Raw genomic sequence first — 13,838 nt, 5'->3', positions numbered from 1 at the left:
GAACTTGCTTGCGTTGGCAAACTCGGGGTGGGTGCGTGTGATGGGTGGGCTACGTCGGGTACGGACGGCCGCGGTGACGCTGGCCGCCCTCGGGCTGGTCGCGGTCCTGCCGGGGGCCGCGGGCGCGGCGGTGGCCCCGCAGCCGGTGCCGTCCTACCGGGGTGCGGACGGTGCGGTGGCGGTGACGGGCCAACCCTCCACGGCCGGCGCCCCGGAGATCAAGGCCGGGTCCGTCTACAAGGACTCGATCGCGCCGGGGGAGCGCTACTACCGCCTCAACCTCGACGACCGCTCGAACGTGTACGTCTCCGCGGTGCTCCAGCCCCCGCGCGGCGCCAAGGTCAGCTACAGCGACGGCCTGGAGGTGGAGGTCCTCACCATCGAGAACCGCGCCTGCCTGGGCAGCCCGGGGCGCGCGGCCTTCGGCTACGACCCGGTCCCCCTCAGCGCCGTGGGCGCCCGGATCATCAAGGAGGACGCCGAGTGCCAGGGGGGCGGCACCCCCTACTACGCGAAGGTCACGCGCGAGGCGGCCAAGGACGGGGACCCGGCGGCCTGGCCGCTGGAACTGCGGGTCCAGCGCGAGCCGAAGCTCGGCGCCGCCGGCGCGCCCACCACCGCCCCCAGCGTCTGGCCCTCGGCCTCCCCGACCCTGCCGGGCAGCGACGCGGCCCCGCGGGCCGGCGGGACCGGCTTCAACGACGCGCGGGCCCTGGGCAGCGGGGTCTGGAGCGACGAGCTGCGGCCCGGGCAGACCCGGTTCTACCGGGTGCCGCTCGACTGGGGGCAGCAGCTCGGGCTCGCGGCCGAACTCTCCGCCGCCACCCTGACGAAGGACTCCGGGTACGCCTCGCCCGGGCTCTCCGTCTCGCTCTACAGCCCCTACCGCTCGCTGATCGACGGGGAGGACGCCTCGTACGACGGGAAGCAGGCGGGGCTCACCCTGCCGCGGACACCGCCGGTGGCCTACGAGAACCGCTTCGCCTCCGACCGGAAGGTCGGGGCGGTCCGGGTGGCCGGCTGGTACTACGTCGCGGTCACCATGCCGGGCAAGGTCGGGGAGTTCGTCCAGGACGCGGTACCCGTCCCGCTGACCCTGCGCACCCAGATCATCGGGACCCCGGTCAAGGCGCCGGCCTACGCCGAGGACCTCGCCGCCGCCGGGTTCGGGGTGGGGGCCGAGGACCGCACCGCCGCCAAGGAGGGCACCACGGTGGTGGAGGCCGATGCCGCCGCGGAGACCCGGTCGGTGATGCGGGTGGTCGCGGGCGCCGGCTTCGGTACGGGGACCCTGCTGCTGCTCGTGCTGGGCGGCTGGATCCTGCTGGCCCGGCGGCGCACCCCTTAGAGCTGGGTCAGGGCCCAGATCCCGACGGCGAAGCACAGCACCGCGGCGAGCAGGATCCCGGCGGTGACCTTCGCGGGCGGGGGCGCGAGGGCGGTCGTACGGGGTGCGGCCGGGGGGACCGGCTGCGGTTGGGGCTGCGGCTGCCCGTACGGATGCGGCTGCGGATGCGGATGCGGGGCCGTCGGTACCGTCTGCGCGGTCTGCGGCGCGGGGGTGGCGGCGGCCAGGGGCGGCGGGAGGTGGAAGCTGCCCGTCTCCGAGGGGCCGAACACGCCGAGAGGAACGCCGAGAGGAACGCCGAGGGGAGCGGTGGCGGGAGCGGTCACGGGCGTGGGCGCCGCGGCGGGCTGCGCGGGCACGGCGGGCGAGGGCGTCGGCGGGGTCTCGTACGCGGGTTCCCGGAGGGTCCGGGGGGTGAAACCGGGCGGCACCGGGCCCAGTTGGTCGAACACCTCGACCGGGTCCGCGTCCGGGCCGGGCGGCGGCAGCAGTTCCACGGCCTCGGCGAGGGCCCTGCGCGCCCCGGTGGCCGTCTGGAACCTGCTCCGGGGGTCCGGCTGGAGCAGAGCGGCCAGGACGTCCCACAGCGGCGCGGGAACGCCCTCGGGGGCATCGGGGGTGCCGTGGTCGAAGAACTGCGCCACGAGGGCCTGGGAGTCGGGCTTGGCGCCCTGGAGGAGGTAGAGGCCGACGAGGCCCACGGCGAACAGGTCGGCGGTGAAGTCCGGCTCGGAGCCGAGGAGTTGTTCGGGCGCCAGATAGCCCGGCGTACCGACCACGAAGGCGGTCTCGGTCAGCCGGGGCTCGCCCTTGCGCATGGCGATGCCGAAGTCGGACAGCCGCAGGTGCGGCCGCCCGGTTCCAGTGGCCTCCATCAGGATGTTGGCCGGTTTGATGTCGCGGTGCACGACGCCCTCCGCATGCACCGCCGCCAGCCCCGACAGGAGCTGGTCGAGCAGCGTGCACACGAACCGGGGCGGCAGGGCCCCGTAGTCCCCGATCACATGGGCGAGGGAGCCGCCGGCGACGAGGTCCATGGTGAAGAGGACCTTGTCGTCGTCCGCCGCCCAGCTGGCCGGGGCCAGTACGTGCGGGTGATCGATCCGCAGCGCCTGCTCGCGGACGAACCGCAGCAGGGTGTGGGCATCGCTCTGCAGGAGGACCTTCGCTGCGACGTACCGGCGGCGCCGGTGGTCCCAGGCACGCCATACGGCGCCAGCGCCGCCACGCCCGATCGGGTCGATCAGTTCGTACCGGCCGGCGAAGATCTCACCCATTGCTGCGCCCGTCCCCCGTCGTCAGCCGCATGCGTCGCGTGTCAGTTCTGGTGCGCCTCGTAGTGCGCGACGGCGTCGGAGGTGCGGCCCGCTCCGTACACCCGGAGGAACTCTGCCAGTTCCGGGTGGGTGGGGGCGAGGGTGTCCGCCGCGTCGATGATGTCGCCCGCCGCGGAGACCGAGCGCAGCAGCGACTGGATCTCGCGCACGACGCGCTTGACGGTGGGTGCGCCGGAACCGGTGGCGGCCTGGCTGGTGCTGTTGCTGAGGACGGAACCTCCCTGGGTCTTCTTGATCTCGTCCATCCGGTCGGTCGCCTCTCCCGCGCTGACGCTCCCGTCGGCCACCTGGCCGGCGAGGTCCTGGAGAGCCTGGACCCGCTGGACCACCGCGGGGTTGCCGATCTTGGCCCGCTGACCGCTCATCAGCTGGGACAGCATCGGAGCCGACAGCCCGAGGACGGCAGCGAGGCGGGCCTGGTTCAAACCGAGGTCATCTATGAGCCGGCGGAAGAGCGCGCCGAGCGGCTCCCCGTACCAACTCCGCTGGAGTTCCCTGGCTCTGGCGGTCGCCTCTTGCTGTACTGCGTCCACTCTTACTACTCCCCTTCGCTGGTGCGAACCTCGCGAGCATCTTACGGAGAGTGGTCGCGGGGCGGGAGTCCCTATCATTTTGCGGGATGAGGGGGTACACCCGGTACTCTGTCCTACGGAACGGTCACTCGCTCGCGGGGGACCGGCATGCCCGCACCGGGGGCCTTAGCTCAGTTGGTAGAGCGCTGCCTTTGCAAGGCAGATGTCAGGAGTTCGAATCTCCTAGGCTCCACATCCAAAAACCCTGCCTGACCAGCGGAAACGCTGGTCAGGCAGGGTTTTTTCGTGCAGGTTCCGCGCGGGTGGGAGGGGGCCGTCGGGGGTCAGCGGGGGACCGGGCGGCGGCACAGTTCGTGGAGGCGCGAGATGCGCCAGCCTTCGCCGAGGGGTACGCCCCGCGGGGTCAGCAGGACGCCCGAGTTCGCCCGTACCGCTTCGGTCAGTGCCGGGCCGCGCAGTTCCGGGGAGGCCGTGAGGGTCCGGGCGAGGGCCGTGACCGCGCTGTCGGCCCGCTGCACCGCGCACGAGTGCGCGTGGACGGCCCACACTTCGAGCCCCGCCGCGTACGGGACGAGCGAGCCGAAGGTGCCGAGCCCGCAGTCGGCGGGGATCAGCACCGGACCCCTGGGCGCCACCGCACGGGCGAGGCGCAGGCAGAGCTCCTGGGGGGCCAGTACCGCGAGGACGTCCCGGGCGGCGGCGCCCGCGGACGGGGCCGCGGCCAGGCCGGCCGCGGCGGCCTCCGCGCGGATCCGGCGGGCCAGGTCCGCCCACTGCGCACTGCCGTCGTGCAGGGTCGAGAGAGAGGCCGCCCCCAGTGCGGCCGCTCCCTCGACGATCAGGCCCGGCAGGGAGTCCTGGTCGGGGGTCCAGCTGAGCGCGGTGGCCCCGGGCGGCAGGAAGGGCAGCAGGCAGGTCAGCCCCGCCGCCCCGTAGGCCGCCGCCGCGGACTTGCCGCGGGCCGGGTCGCTGTGTCCGACCACCGCCGCGTAATCCCCTGCCACGACGTCGTCCACGACCCCCGCGGTTTCGTCGTGCACGCGCCAGTCGGCCGCCGTGGGGTGCTCGGCCTTCGCCCGTTCGATCCCGCCGAGCAGCGCCGCCCCCCAGGCGGCCCGCGGGCCGGTGAGCGGGGCGACGACCGCGACTTCGGGTCGCCTCGTCATGGTCAGCCCCAGATGAAGGAGTCGGTCGAGGCAGCCGCCGGCTGCTCCGCGGCGAGGGCCGCGGGGGCTCCGCCGAGGACGAAGGCGGCGGCGATCACGGCGAGCAGAGCGGTGCGGACACGAGACATGGAGAACCCCCGGAAGACGTGTGGTGTGGTGTGGAACCAGCATGCTGCGGGGGCTTCGGCGGTGGCTACGGATGCGAAGTTCCGGGACCGGCCATGGCCAGGGGCGGACACGGCGGGCGGTCCGGCAGCCGCTCCCACCTCTGCGGATGTCCGCATGGCGGACCTCGCTGGCCGTAGTGCGGACCCCTTCTTAGGATCGCGGGTGCGAACCGCGGGGGGTGGTTCGCCAAGCCGAGGGGGCGGTGTGGACTACGTACGGGCCAAGGCTCAGGAGCTGTACCGGATCGCACTGGACGACGCGTCCTGGCGGCCGGAGCTCGTCACCGCCGAACGCGGCTGGACGGACCCGGAGTTCGCCGAGTCGCTGCGCCTGCTCAACCGGCTGGGACTGTTCGTCCCCTCGCCCGAGACCCTCAACGGGTGGACGGCGCTGGCCCCGGACACGGCGCTGCGCAACCTCCTGCTGGAGGAGGAACAGCACACGGGGGCCCTGCTGTCGGCCGTGCAGCAGACCCGGGCCGCGCTCGCCCAGGTCGTCACGGACTTCCAGCCGGTGCACGCCCGGGAACTGTCCTCCGTGCAGATGGAGGTGGTCACCGGCGCCGCCAACGTCTCGGCGGCCCTGGAGGACGCCTCGCAGCGGGTCGAACGCGAGGTGCTCTCCCTGCACCCGGGGCGGGCACTGCCCGCGGAGATGATCGAAGCGGGCCTGGAGCGGGACCGGCTGGCGCTCGGCCGCGGGGTGCAGATCCGCACCATCCACCTCGGCTCCGCGGCGGCCGTGCCGCACATGAGCACCTACCTGCGCAGGCTGAACGCCGCCGGGGCCCAGGTGCGCACCTCGCACACCCTGCCCCTGCGGCTGATCGTGGTGGACCGCTCCCTGGCGATCGTCCCCGCCCCCGAACCGGTGGACGGGGACATCGCCGCCGTCGTGCTGCGCGGGGCGACGCTGGTCGGTGTCCTGCGCGGGATCTTCGAGCACTGCTGGGCGGCCGCGAGCGTGCTGAGCGAGGCGGGCACCGCGGAGGGCACGGCGGTCCCGGGGGGCGGGGGCGACTGGCAGCCCACCGGGCGTCACCGCGAGCTGCTGCGGATGCTGGAGGGCGGACTGACGGACGAGACGATGGCCCGCAAGCTCGGGGTCTCCGAGCGCACGGTCCGCCGTCTCGTCTCCGAGCTGACCGAACGGCTAGGCGCGGCCAGCCGGTTCCAGGCTGGTGTGTGCGCGGTCCGGCTCGGCTGGCTCGACGACTGAGGCCCCGGTGACAGCGGGCTCCTCGGGCTTCGCGGGTGCGGCGGGCTCCTCGGGAGCCGGGACCGCGGCGGCCGTGCGGCCCCAGGCGGTGCCCGCGAGGACCAGCAGCGCGCCCGCCAGGCCGAGCAGTCCGGGCCGGTCCCCGGCCAGGGCGATGCCGAACACGGCGGCCCACACGGGCTCGGTGCCCAGCAGGAGGCTGACCCGCGAGGGCGAGGTCCTGCGGACGGCCCACATCTGGGTGAAGAAGGCGAAGAGCGTGCAGAACACGGACAGGTAGACCAGCCAGAGCCAGTCGGAGACGTCGAAGGCGGCGGCGGCCGCCCACGGGGCTGCGCCGGTGCCCGGCGCGAAGGACAGCAGGGCGAACACCGTGACCGCGCCGCCGAGTTGGAGCGTGGTCATCGACATCGAGTCCGCGCCCTGGACCGACTTCATCCGCGACATCGCGAGGACGTGGACGGTACGGGCCAGGGCCGCGCCCAGCATCAGCAGGTCGCCGAGGGAGGGCGCGGTGAAGCCGGCCCCCTGGGTGAGCAGCAGGACGCCCGCCACCGACAGCCCGGCCGCCGCCATGAACGGGCGCGGCAGCGCGGTCCCGCGGATCCGGCTCTCCGCGATCGGGGTGAAGATCATCGTCAGGCTGATGATGAGTCCGGCGTTGGTCGCCGAGGTGTGCACCACCCCGTAGGTCTCCAGCAGGAAGATGCCGGCGAGGATCAGCCCGAGGACGCCCGCGCCGCGCACCTGCGCCGGGCCGAGGGCGCGGAGCCTGCGCCACCCGGCGATGACCAGCACGGGCAGGGCCACCGCGAACCGCAGCACCAGCACCGCCAGCACGGTCTGGGTGGTGGTGACGCCCTTGGCGGCCAGGTAGCTCGATCCCCACACCACGGCGACCAGCAGGACGGGCAGATCGGTCAGCCAGGCGCGGCGGGCCGCGACGGTGGCGGTGGCGGTCATCGGTACTACTCCTACGGGTGTGGGGGAGGGGCGGAGCGCGGGGCGGTCCGGGCGTGCTCGGGCTGGGCGTGCTCGGGCTGGGTCTGCTCGGGCTGGGTCTGCTCGGGCTGGGTCTGCTCGGGCTGGTTGAGCCCGGGCTCAGCGGGCGGAGTAGGCGATCACCAGGACGTCGCGGTGGGCCGCGGCCTGCGGGTCCACGGGCTGCAGGCCGGTCACCGAGTGCAGGGTCCGGCGGTCGTCGCCGAGCAGGAGGTCGCCGGGCTCGGTCAGGGTGGTGGTGAGCAGGTGCTCGCCGGCGTCGGTGTAGACCCCGCTCTCGCCGCCGGTGACGTTGGTCCGGCCGATCATCAGCGAGGTGATGAAGGTGACCCCGTCACGGTGGCGGCCCTCGGGGGCCGGCTGCCCCTCCTGGTCGGCGGAGGCGATGATCCGGTACGGGTGGAGCTTGATGTTCCAGGTCTTCGTACCGTCGACCGCCGTGAAGATGCGGCCCAGTTCGACCAGGACCGAGCGCAGGAGCTGGTCGCCCACGAAAGTGCCGGTCAGCGGGTCGAAGACGCGCTCCACACCGCCGTTGAGGGGGTTGACGTCCGTTTCCTGGCGGTAGGGCCCGTGGGGGAGCAGGCTCAGCTCGCCGGAGTCCGCGTCGAGCTCGAACTGGCCGTAGCGGCGGAAGCGGTAGGTACCGCCGTCGGCCATGTGCGTGTCGAGCGTCAGCTCGTCCCAGTGGGCGGCGAACCGGGCCCAGTCGGAGGCATCGGCGTCGACCAGGTCGGAGAGGGCCCGGGAGGGCATCAGGTGCCCGCCGGATCCGGCGAGGGCGATGGTGGCGTCGAGGGCGACGGGATGCGTGGTGGAGGCGGCGGTGGAGGTGGTGGCGCTCATGGAATTACTCCGTGGATGACGAGAAGAACGGGAAGAGCCGTCGGTACGGGACGTGCTCAGACGGCCGTGAGCAGGGAGTCGGCGCGGGCGAACGGCGCGGACTCGGCTTCGATCGCCCGCTCCTCCCAGGCCTCGCGGTCCCGCAGGTAGAGCGGCTTGAGGGCGTTGATGGCCCTGGTGTCGGCCCCGCCGGTCCGCAGCCGCCAGGTCACCGAGCCGGTGGTGCGGGCGGCGCAGGTGTCCATGAAGGCCTGGACGGTGAGCCGCAGGTCGCCGAACCAGCGGCCCTCCAGCGCCTCGCGCACCCAGACCTGCTCCAGGTGGCGCTTCTCCCGGATGAGTTCGGCGTCCAGGCAGGCGCTCTCGACGTGCCGGTAGCTGCTGAGCAGCAGGTAGGCGCCGGGCATCTCGCGGATCTCCAGCACCTTCTCGCCGTGGTCGAGGTGCTCCAGGCCGGAGTAGCGGCCGAGACCGTATGCGCCCACGCGGTGGTTGAGCTGGTCGATCAGGTCGGTGAGCGGCATCGGCACCCCGTCGACGGCGACCGGGAGCCCGCGCTCGATGGAGACGGTCAGGGTCTCGGAGTCGCCGGGCAGCGCGGTGGGCCGGCTCCAGGTGTACATGTCCTCCGGGACCGCGTGGCGCTCCGGGTCGTCGAGGATCCCGGACTCGAACTCGCGGCACCACAGGTTGGAGTCACCGCTGACGATCCGGCCGGCCAGCAGGTCGATCCCCGCGGACCGCAGCTCGACGAGCTTCTCCTCGCGGGTGACCGGGTCGAGGTCGTACGGGCTGCCGAAGCTGCCTTCCCAGCCGAGCAGGGTCAGGGCGCCGTTGAGCCGGCGCAGGGTGTTCTGCGAGCGGTTCGCGGTGTGCAGGAGGGTCTGGGCGCCGAGGGCGCGTGCCAGGTCGACCGCGCTGCGGGCGATGAGCGGGCGGCTCAGGGTGGAGCTGACCGGGTGGATGCCGAGGTAGACGGCCTGGGCGGCGATGGCGGGGGCGACGTACTGGCCGGCGAACTCCTCGCGCCGGTCGAGGATGTGGATGGTCGCGCCGAGCGCCTCCGCCACCTGTCGCTTGTACTGGCTCGACTCGTCCTCGCCGATGTCGACGCTGACGGCGTGCACGTCGCGGACGCCCATGCGGCGCAGCCGCAGCAGCAGGTACGAGCTGTCGAGGCCACCGCTGAACAGGGTGACGACGGGACGGTTCGGGTCCAGGGCGTCGAGCTGCGAGAAGGAACGTATGAGCGGGGACGGGGACTGCATGGTCTCTCCAAGCTTGGCGCGGTTCACAAGAGAGGAGATTTCCCTGCGGTGGACTTCCGGACAATGGATTCCGGCCTTCCGCGCCCGGCCATGGCCGGTCCCGGACGCCTCCCGGGCCGGTCCGCGACGGCACGGGAAGAGCCCCCTCGGCCCCGCGCGGAGGCGGGATCGAGGGGGCTCTCGGGGGCTACGGGAGTCCCGGTGCGGGATCAGGCGCGGGCGCGGGCCCTGCGGGTGCGGACGGCGAAGGCGGTGCCGAGGCCGGCGAGTATCGCGATGAGGGCGGCGCCGGTGGCCGCGGTGGTGGTGCGGTCGGTGTCCGAGGCGGCGGTCGGGGCGGTCTCGGCGAGTTCGGCGCCCGCGGCGACGGGGCCCTTGGGGACGACGGCGGTCTGCGGCTTGGCGGCGGGGGTGGCGGCCGGCTTCGCGGCGGGCACGGTGGCGGGCTTCACGGCGGGCTTCACGGGCGGCTTGGCCGAGGGCTTCACGGCCGGCTTGGTGGAGGGCTTGGCGACGGGCTCGGCCTTGGGGAGCAGGTACCAGGCCCTCAAGGCGCCCTCGCCCAGGACGTAGACGTTGAACACGTAGCGGCCCTTGTCCGGTCCGTCCTCGATCTTCTTGAGGTCGTACTGGACGCCCTCGATGACGGCGCGCTTGTGGGTGGTGTCGAGCATCGCCAGCACGCGGCCGGCCCAGCCGTGGCCGGGGGCGCCGGCGCGGATCCAGACCTCGGGGCCCTCGGACTTGTTGCGCAGCACCCCGATCTTGCCCTCGCCCAGGTCGACGATCTCGCCGCCGTAGCGCTCGTCGCCCGAGGGGTCCGCCGACGCCGCGGCCACTGCCGACACCGCCGACACCGAGGTCGCGGCCTGGGAGGGCGCGGCAATGGCCGTCGCGGCGGGGGCCAGGAGGGCTCCGGCGAGGGCGGCGGTGACGATCGAGGTGCGGAGGGCGGTACGCATAACGACTCCTTGGAGCATGGTCGACGAAGGGGCGGAGAGTCGCATGCCGCGGTGTCTCTGTCGGGGTTTCGTCCGGTCAGGTCTGCGGGGCTGCTGATGAGAAATCTACGGATCTTGATCGGCCGGAACGTGGGATTCCTGTCCTGGCTGCGTAACAGCGAACCGGTCGGAAAACTGCCGGATGACGAGGGCGTTCTGCGGTTAAGGTCCTCGGGCTGTGAGCCGATGTGACGATCACTCGGCAACGCTACGGCTGAGGAGAGTTCGGATGACCGTGGATGCGAAGACCACCGGGAAGGCCCTGCGGCTGAGGGAGTTGGGTGCGTCGCTGATCGTCCTCCCCAACGCCTGGGACGCGGGCAGCGCGGCGGTGATCGAGTCCGCCGGTGCGGCGGCCATCGCCACCACCAGCGGGGGCGTGGCCTGGTCGATCGGCCGCGGGGACGGGCAGCACGCGACGAAGGCGGAGATGCTGGCGGCCGCCGCGCGGATCGTGGCGGCCGTGGACGTCCCGGTCACCGTGGACATCGAGGGCGGCTACGAGGACGTCGCGGCCACCGTGCGCGAGGTGGTGGCGGTGGGCGCCGTCGGGATCAACCTGGAGGACTCCAAGGCGGCCGACGGGACGCTCCACACCGCCGCGGAGCAGGCGGAACGGATCCGCGCCGCTCGCGCGGCGGCCACCGCGGCCGGGCTGCCGGAGCTGGTGATCAACGCCCGTACCGACGTCTTCCTGTTCGGGATCGGCGAGGAGGCCGGCCGTCTCGCCGACGTACTGGCGCGGGTGGAGGCGTACGCGGCCGCCGGGGCCGACGGGATCTTCGTGCCGGGGCTGCTGGACCTGGACGCCCTGTGTGAGATCGCGCGGGGCCCGCTGCCGGTCAACGCCATGGCCGGGCCGGGCGGTCCGTCCGTCGCGGAGCTGGCGAAGGCGGGGGTGCGCCGGGTCAGCGTCGGTACCGGCGTGGCGCAGGCGGCGTACACGGCGGCCCGCGCCGCGGCGGTGGAGGTGCTGGAGCAGGGGACGTACGGGGCGCTCGAAGGGGCGGTCGACTACGGCACGCTCAACGGGCTCTTCGTGAAGCGGTGAAGCGGTGAAACGGCTGTGGGCCGCTCCGGTGTGCGGAGCGGCCCACGGTCGGGGAACAGTCGGGGAACAGTCGGGGAGACGGTCGTATCGGTCGGTCTCGTCGGCCCCGATGTTTCACGTGAAACATCGGGCGGGCTTCACCGGCGGCGGCCGGTCCGCAGCAGGGTCGCCGCCACCACGAGCGCCGTGAGCATCAGCCCGGCGCCGATCCCGAAGGCCAGGTGGTAGCCGGAGGTCAGGGCCGCGGACCGGTCGAGGCCCGTGCCGAGCAGGGAGTCGGTGCGGGCGGCCGCCAGGGTGGAGAGGACGGCGACGCCGAGGGCCATGCCGATCTGCTGGGTGGTGTTGAACAGACCCGAGGCGAGGCCTGCGTCCTGCTCGTCGGCGCCGGACATCCCGAGCGCGGTGAGGGCGGGCAGGGCCAGGCCGAAGCCGGCGGCCAGCAGCATCACGGGGAGCAGGTCGGTGACGTAGTCGGCGTGGACCGGGAGCCGGGTCAGCAGCCCCAGGGCGGCGACGAGCAGTCCGAGGCCGGCGAGCAGGACGGTCCGCTCGCCGAAGCGGGCGTTCAGCGGGGCCGAGGCGAAGAGGGAGACCCCGCCGATGACCACGGCCGCCGGGAGCATCGCCAGGCCGGTCTCGGCGGCTCCGTAGCCGAGCACGTTCTGCAGGTACAGCGCGACCAGGACCTGGAAGGAGAACAGGGCGGCCACCATCAGCATCTGGACCAGGTTCGCGCCGACCACGGTCCGCGAGCGGAAGATCCGCAGCGGTACCAGCGGGGTGCGGGTCCGGGCCTGGCGGACGGTGAAGGCGGCGAGCAGGGCGACCGAGAGCGCGCCCAGGCCGAGGGTGTGCACGGAGACCCAGCCGTAGCGCTCCACTTCGACGACGGTGAAGATGCCGAGCATCAGGCCCGCGGTGACCAGGAGGGCGCCGATGACGTCGGCCCCGGCGCGCAGGCCCAGTCCGCGATCCGCGGGGAGCGCGGGCAGGGCGAGGGCGAGGGCGGCCAGTCCTATGGGCAGGTTGATGAAGAAGATCCAGTGCCAGTCGAGGGCATCGGTCAGGACCCCGCCGAGCACCTGACCCAGGGAGGCTCCGGCCGCTCCGGTGAAGGAGAAGACGGCGATGGCCTTGGCCCGCTCGCGCGGTTCGGTGAACAGCGTGATCAGGATGCCCAGGCTGACGGCGGCGGCCACGGCGCTGCCGAGTCCCTGCAGGAACCGGGCGGCGATCAGCACCTCGGGCGAACCGGCGAATCCGGCGAGCAGGGAGGCTCCGGTGAAGATGCCCGTCCCGGCCAGGAACATCCGCTTGCGGCCGATGAGGTCGCCGAGCCGGCCGGCGAGCAGCAGCAGGCTGCCGAAGGCGATCAGGTAGGCGTTGACGACCCAGCTGAGGCCGGCGGGGGTGAAGCCCAGGTCCTTCTGGATGGCCGGCATCGCGACGGTGACGATGCTGCCGTCGAGGACGGTCATCAGGACCCCGGTGGACAGCACCCCGAGGGCGGTCCAGCGGGAGCGCAGCCCGCGCGGTGCGGCGGCCGGGGCGGCTGTGGTGGGAGCGGGGGCGGGAGCGGTGGGAGCGGAGGTGGCAGGCATCTGTGTCCCCAGTTGGTGATCGGCGGGCCCGGCGGGCTCGGCGGGCTGACTTGGTAAGACCGTATCAGATAGTTCCGTTGCAGACGATCTATTGGGGATCGAATTGCTAGACTGGTGGACATGACAGCCATGGCACCCGCACAGAACGAGCCCGACCTCTCCTTCCTCCTGGACCACAGCAGCCACGTCCTGCGCACCCGGATGGCAGCGGCCCTCGACCGGATCGGGCTCACGGCACGGATGCACTGCGTGCTCGTGCACGCGATCGGCGAGGAGCGGACGCAGATCCAGCTCGCCGAGATCGGGGGCATGGACAAGACGACGATGGTCGTCACCGTCGACGCCCTGGAGAAGGCCGGACTGGCCGAGCGCCGGCAGTCCGGCACCGACCGCCGGGCCCGCGTCATCGTCGTCACGGAGAAGGGCGCGGCCCTGGCGAAGGAGAGCAGCCGCATCGTCGACCAGGTGCACGCCGACGCGCTCGCCTCCCTCGTGGACGCGGACCGCGAGGCCCTGCTGCGGGTGCTGAACCTGCTGGTCAAGGGCGATCTGGAGACCCCGTCGGAGAGCCCGAGGCCGGCCCGCAGGGCCCGCCAGTAACAGCGAGGCATCCCCCGGATGGCCCCGTCACAGGGCCGTCCCGCGCCTTCTGGCAGACAGTGGGACGAGGCACTCAGCCCAGGGGGGCACCACCATGCCGGAGGCGTACGCACATGGGACTGTTCGACTTCATGAGGTCCGACAAGAAGAAGGAACAAGCCGAGAAGGCCGCCGAAAAGGCGGCTGAGCAGGTGCAACAGCAGGCCGCGGCCGCTCCGGCGGCGCCGTCCGCGATGCCCGCCGACACGGGCATCAAGTACACCGACTCGGCAGCGGCGACCAAGGCGGCCGCCGAACGCATGGCGGCATCGGCGCCGCCCAAGGCCGCGCCGATGCCGCCCAAGGCCGCACCCGCGGCTCCGCCCGCCGCGAAGCCCGCCCCGCACACGCCGACGCCGGCCTCCGCCGCGCACAAGGCGGTGCCCGCGGCTCCGATGCCGAAGCCCGCGCCCAAGCCGCAGCGCACGTACACCGTCCGCTCGGGCGACTCGCTCTCCGCGATCGCCCGCCGCGAGCTCGGCAACGAGGGCCGCTGGCGCGAGCTCTACGCCATGAACAAGGGCGTCATCGGCTCGAACCCCGACATGATCCACCCGGGAATGAAGCTCACCCTCCCCAACTAGCGGGGACGCGGAACAGCGAAAAAGAAAGCGAAAAAGGGAGTGGGGGGCCGCTGGAGGTAAAGATAGGGCCCCC

General features: G+C 73.0%; 14 protein-coding genes and 1 tRNA gene. 6 read left to right on the top strand and 9 right to left on the bottom strand.

Going from position 1 to position 13,838, the window contains the following annotated elements; translation table 11 throughout:
• The first annotated feature begins 40 nt into the window (after positions 1-40).
• On the top strand, positions 41-1,348 hold the full coding sequence (locus ACFWNV_RS03535) for a hypothetical protein (RefSeq protein WP_383939879.1): 1,308 nt from the start codon (positions 41-43) through the stop codon (positions 1,346-1,348).
• Here the strand turns inward: ACFWNV_RS03535 and ACFWNV_RS03530 are convergent.
• Together ACFWNV_RS03530 and ACFWNV_RS03525 are read right to left on the bottom strand one after the other, a co-directional pair.
• Entirely contained in the window at positions 1,345-2,625 is a 1,281-nt protein-coding gene (locus ACFWNV_RS03530; RefSeq protein ID WP_383939876.1) for a serine/threonine-protein kinase, read from the bottom strand. The genes ACFWNV_RS03535 and ACFWNV_RS03530 overlap by 4 nt on opposite strands.
• Before the next feature lie 41 nt (positions 2,626-2,666).
• Positions 2,667-3,218 (bottom strand): DNA-binding protein, encoded by a 552-nt coding sequence (locus tag ACFWNV_RS03525; RefSeq protein ID WP_243331094.1) that lies wholly within the window; start codon positions 3,216-3,218, stop codon positions 2,667-2,669.
• A 159-nt stretch (positions 3,219-3,377) separates the two neighbouring features.
• Here ACFWNV_RS03525 and ACFWNV_RS03520 point away from each other — a divergent pair.
• A tRNA-Ala gene (locus tag ACFWNV_RS03520) sits at positions 3,378-3,450 on the top strand.
• 91 nt (positions 3,451-3,541) lie between these two features.
• Here ACFWNV_RS03520 and ACFWNV_RS03515 read toward each other — a convergent pair.
• Positions 3,542-4,384, bottom strand: coding sequence for a hypothetical protein (locus ACFWNV_RS03515; protein WP_383939872.1), 843 nt, complete (start codon positions 4,382-4,384; stop codon positions 3,542-3,544).
• Positions 4,385-4,386: 2 nt separating this feature from the next.
• On the bottom strand, positions 4,387-4,512 hold the full coding sequence (locus ACFWNV_RS03510; protein WP_327305735.1) for a hypothetical protein: 126 nt from the start codon (positions 4,510-4,512) through the stop codon (positions 4,387-4,389).
• A 244-nt stretch (positions 4,513-4,756) separates the two neighbouring features.
• Here ACFWNV_RS03510 and ACFWNV_RS03505 point away from each other — a divergent pair, with 244 nt between their 5' ends.
• Complete coding sequence (locus ACFWNV_RS03505) at positions 4,757-5,770, top strand: LuxR C-terminal-related transcriptional regulator (RefSeq protein WP_383939869.1); 1,014 nt, start codon at positions 4,757-4,759, stop codon at positions 5,768-5,770.
• On the opposite strand, the gene ACFWNV_RS03500 is transcribed toward ACFWNV_RS03505, so the two are convergent.
• The 4 genes from ACFWNV_RS03500 to ACFWNV_RS03485 all read right to left on the bottom strand — a co-directional run bounded on the left by ACFWNV_RS03500 (position 5,705) and on the right by ACFWNV_RS03485 (position 9,848).
• A complete protein-coding gene (locus ACFWNV_RS03500; protein ID WP_383939867.1) occupies positions 5,705-6,733 on the bottom strand; it encodes a DMT family transporter in 1,029 nt (342 codons plus the stop codon). The two genes, ACFWNV_RS03505 and ACFWNV_RS03500, sit on opposite strands and share 66 nt — an antisense overlap.
• A 138-nt stretch (positions 6,734-6,871) precedes the next feature.
• Positions 6,872-7,618 carry a 2OG-Fe dioxygenase family protein gene (locus ACFWNV_RS03495; RefSeq protein ID WP_383939865.1) on the bottom strand — a complete coding sequence of 249 codons (747 nt, stop codon included), beginning with the start codon at positions 7,616-7,618 and terminating at the stop codon, positions 6,872-6,874.
• Between the two features lie 56 nt (positions 7,619-7,674).
• On the bottom strand, positions 7,675-8,886 hold the full coding sequence (locus ACFWNV_RS03490) for an argininosuccinate synthase-related protein (protein WP_383939862.1): 1,212 nt from the start codon (positions 8,884-8,886) through the stop codon (positions 7,675-7,677).
• A gap of 209 nt (positions 8,887-9,095) precedes the next feature.
• Positions 9,096-9,848, bottom strand: coding sequence for a hypothetical protein (locus tag ACFWNV_RS03485; RefSeq protein ID WP_383939859.1), 753 nt, complete (start codon positions 9,846-9,848; stop codon positions 9,096-9,098).
• A gap of 268 nt (positions 9,849-10,116) precedes the next feature.
• On the opposite strand from ACFWNV_RS03485, the gene ACFWNV_RS03480 reads away from it, so the two are divergent.
• Entirely contained in the window at positions 10,117-10,938 is an 822-nt protein-coding gene (locus ACFWNV_RS03480; protein ID WP_383939856.1) for an isocitrate lyase/phosphoenolpyruvate mutase family protein, read from the top strand.
• Between the two features lie 137 nt (positions 10,939-11,075).
• Here the strand turns inward: ACFWNV_RS03480 and ACFWNV_RS03475 are convergent, their stop codons facing one another.
• Positions 11,076-12,542, bottom strand: a complete 1,467-nt coding sequence (locus tag ACFWNV_RS03475) for an MFS transporter (RefSeq protein ID WP_383939854.1) — start codon at positions 12,540-12,542, stop codon at positions 11,076-11,078.
• A gap of 120 nt (positions 12,543-12,662) precedes the next feature.
• On the opposite strand from ACFWNV_RS03475, the gene ACFWNV_RS03470 reads away from it, so the two are divergent.
• Entirely contained in the window at positions 12,663-13,142 is a 480-nt protein-coding gene (locus ACFWNV_RS03470) for a MarR family winged helix-turn-helix transcriptional regulator (protein ID WP_383939852.1), read from the top strand.
• A 113-nt stretch (positions 13,143-13,255) separates the two neighbouring features.
• Positions 13,256-13,765 (top strand): LysM peptidoglycan-binding domain-containing protein, encoded by a 510-nt coding sequence (locus ACFWNV_RS03465; protein WP_383939849.1) that lies wholly within the window; start codon positions 13,256-13,258, stop codon positions 13,763-13,765.
• The last annotated feature ends 73 nt before the right edge of the window (positions 13,766-13,838 follow it).

Source organism: Streptomyces sp. NPDC058401 (assembly GCF_042722885.1).
Classification (GTDB): domain Bacteria; phylum Actinomycetota; class Actinomycetes; order Streptomycetales; family Streptomycetaceae; genus Streptomyces.
Note: the sequence above shows the minus strand (reverse complement) of the source record. Positions and strands in the feature narration are given on the sequence as shown.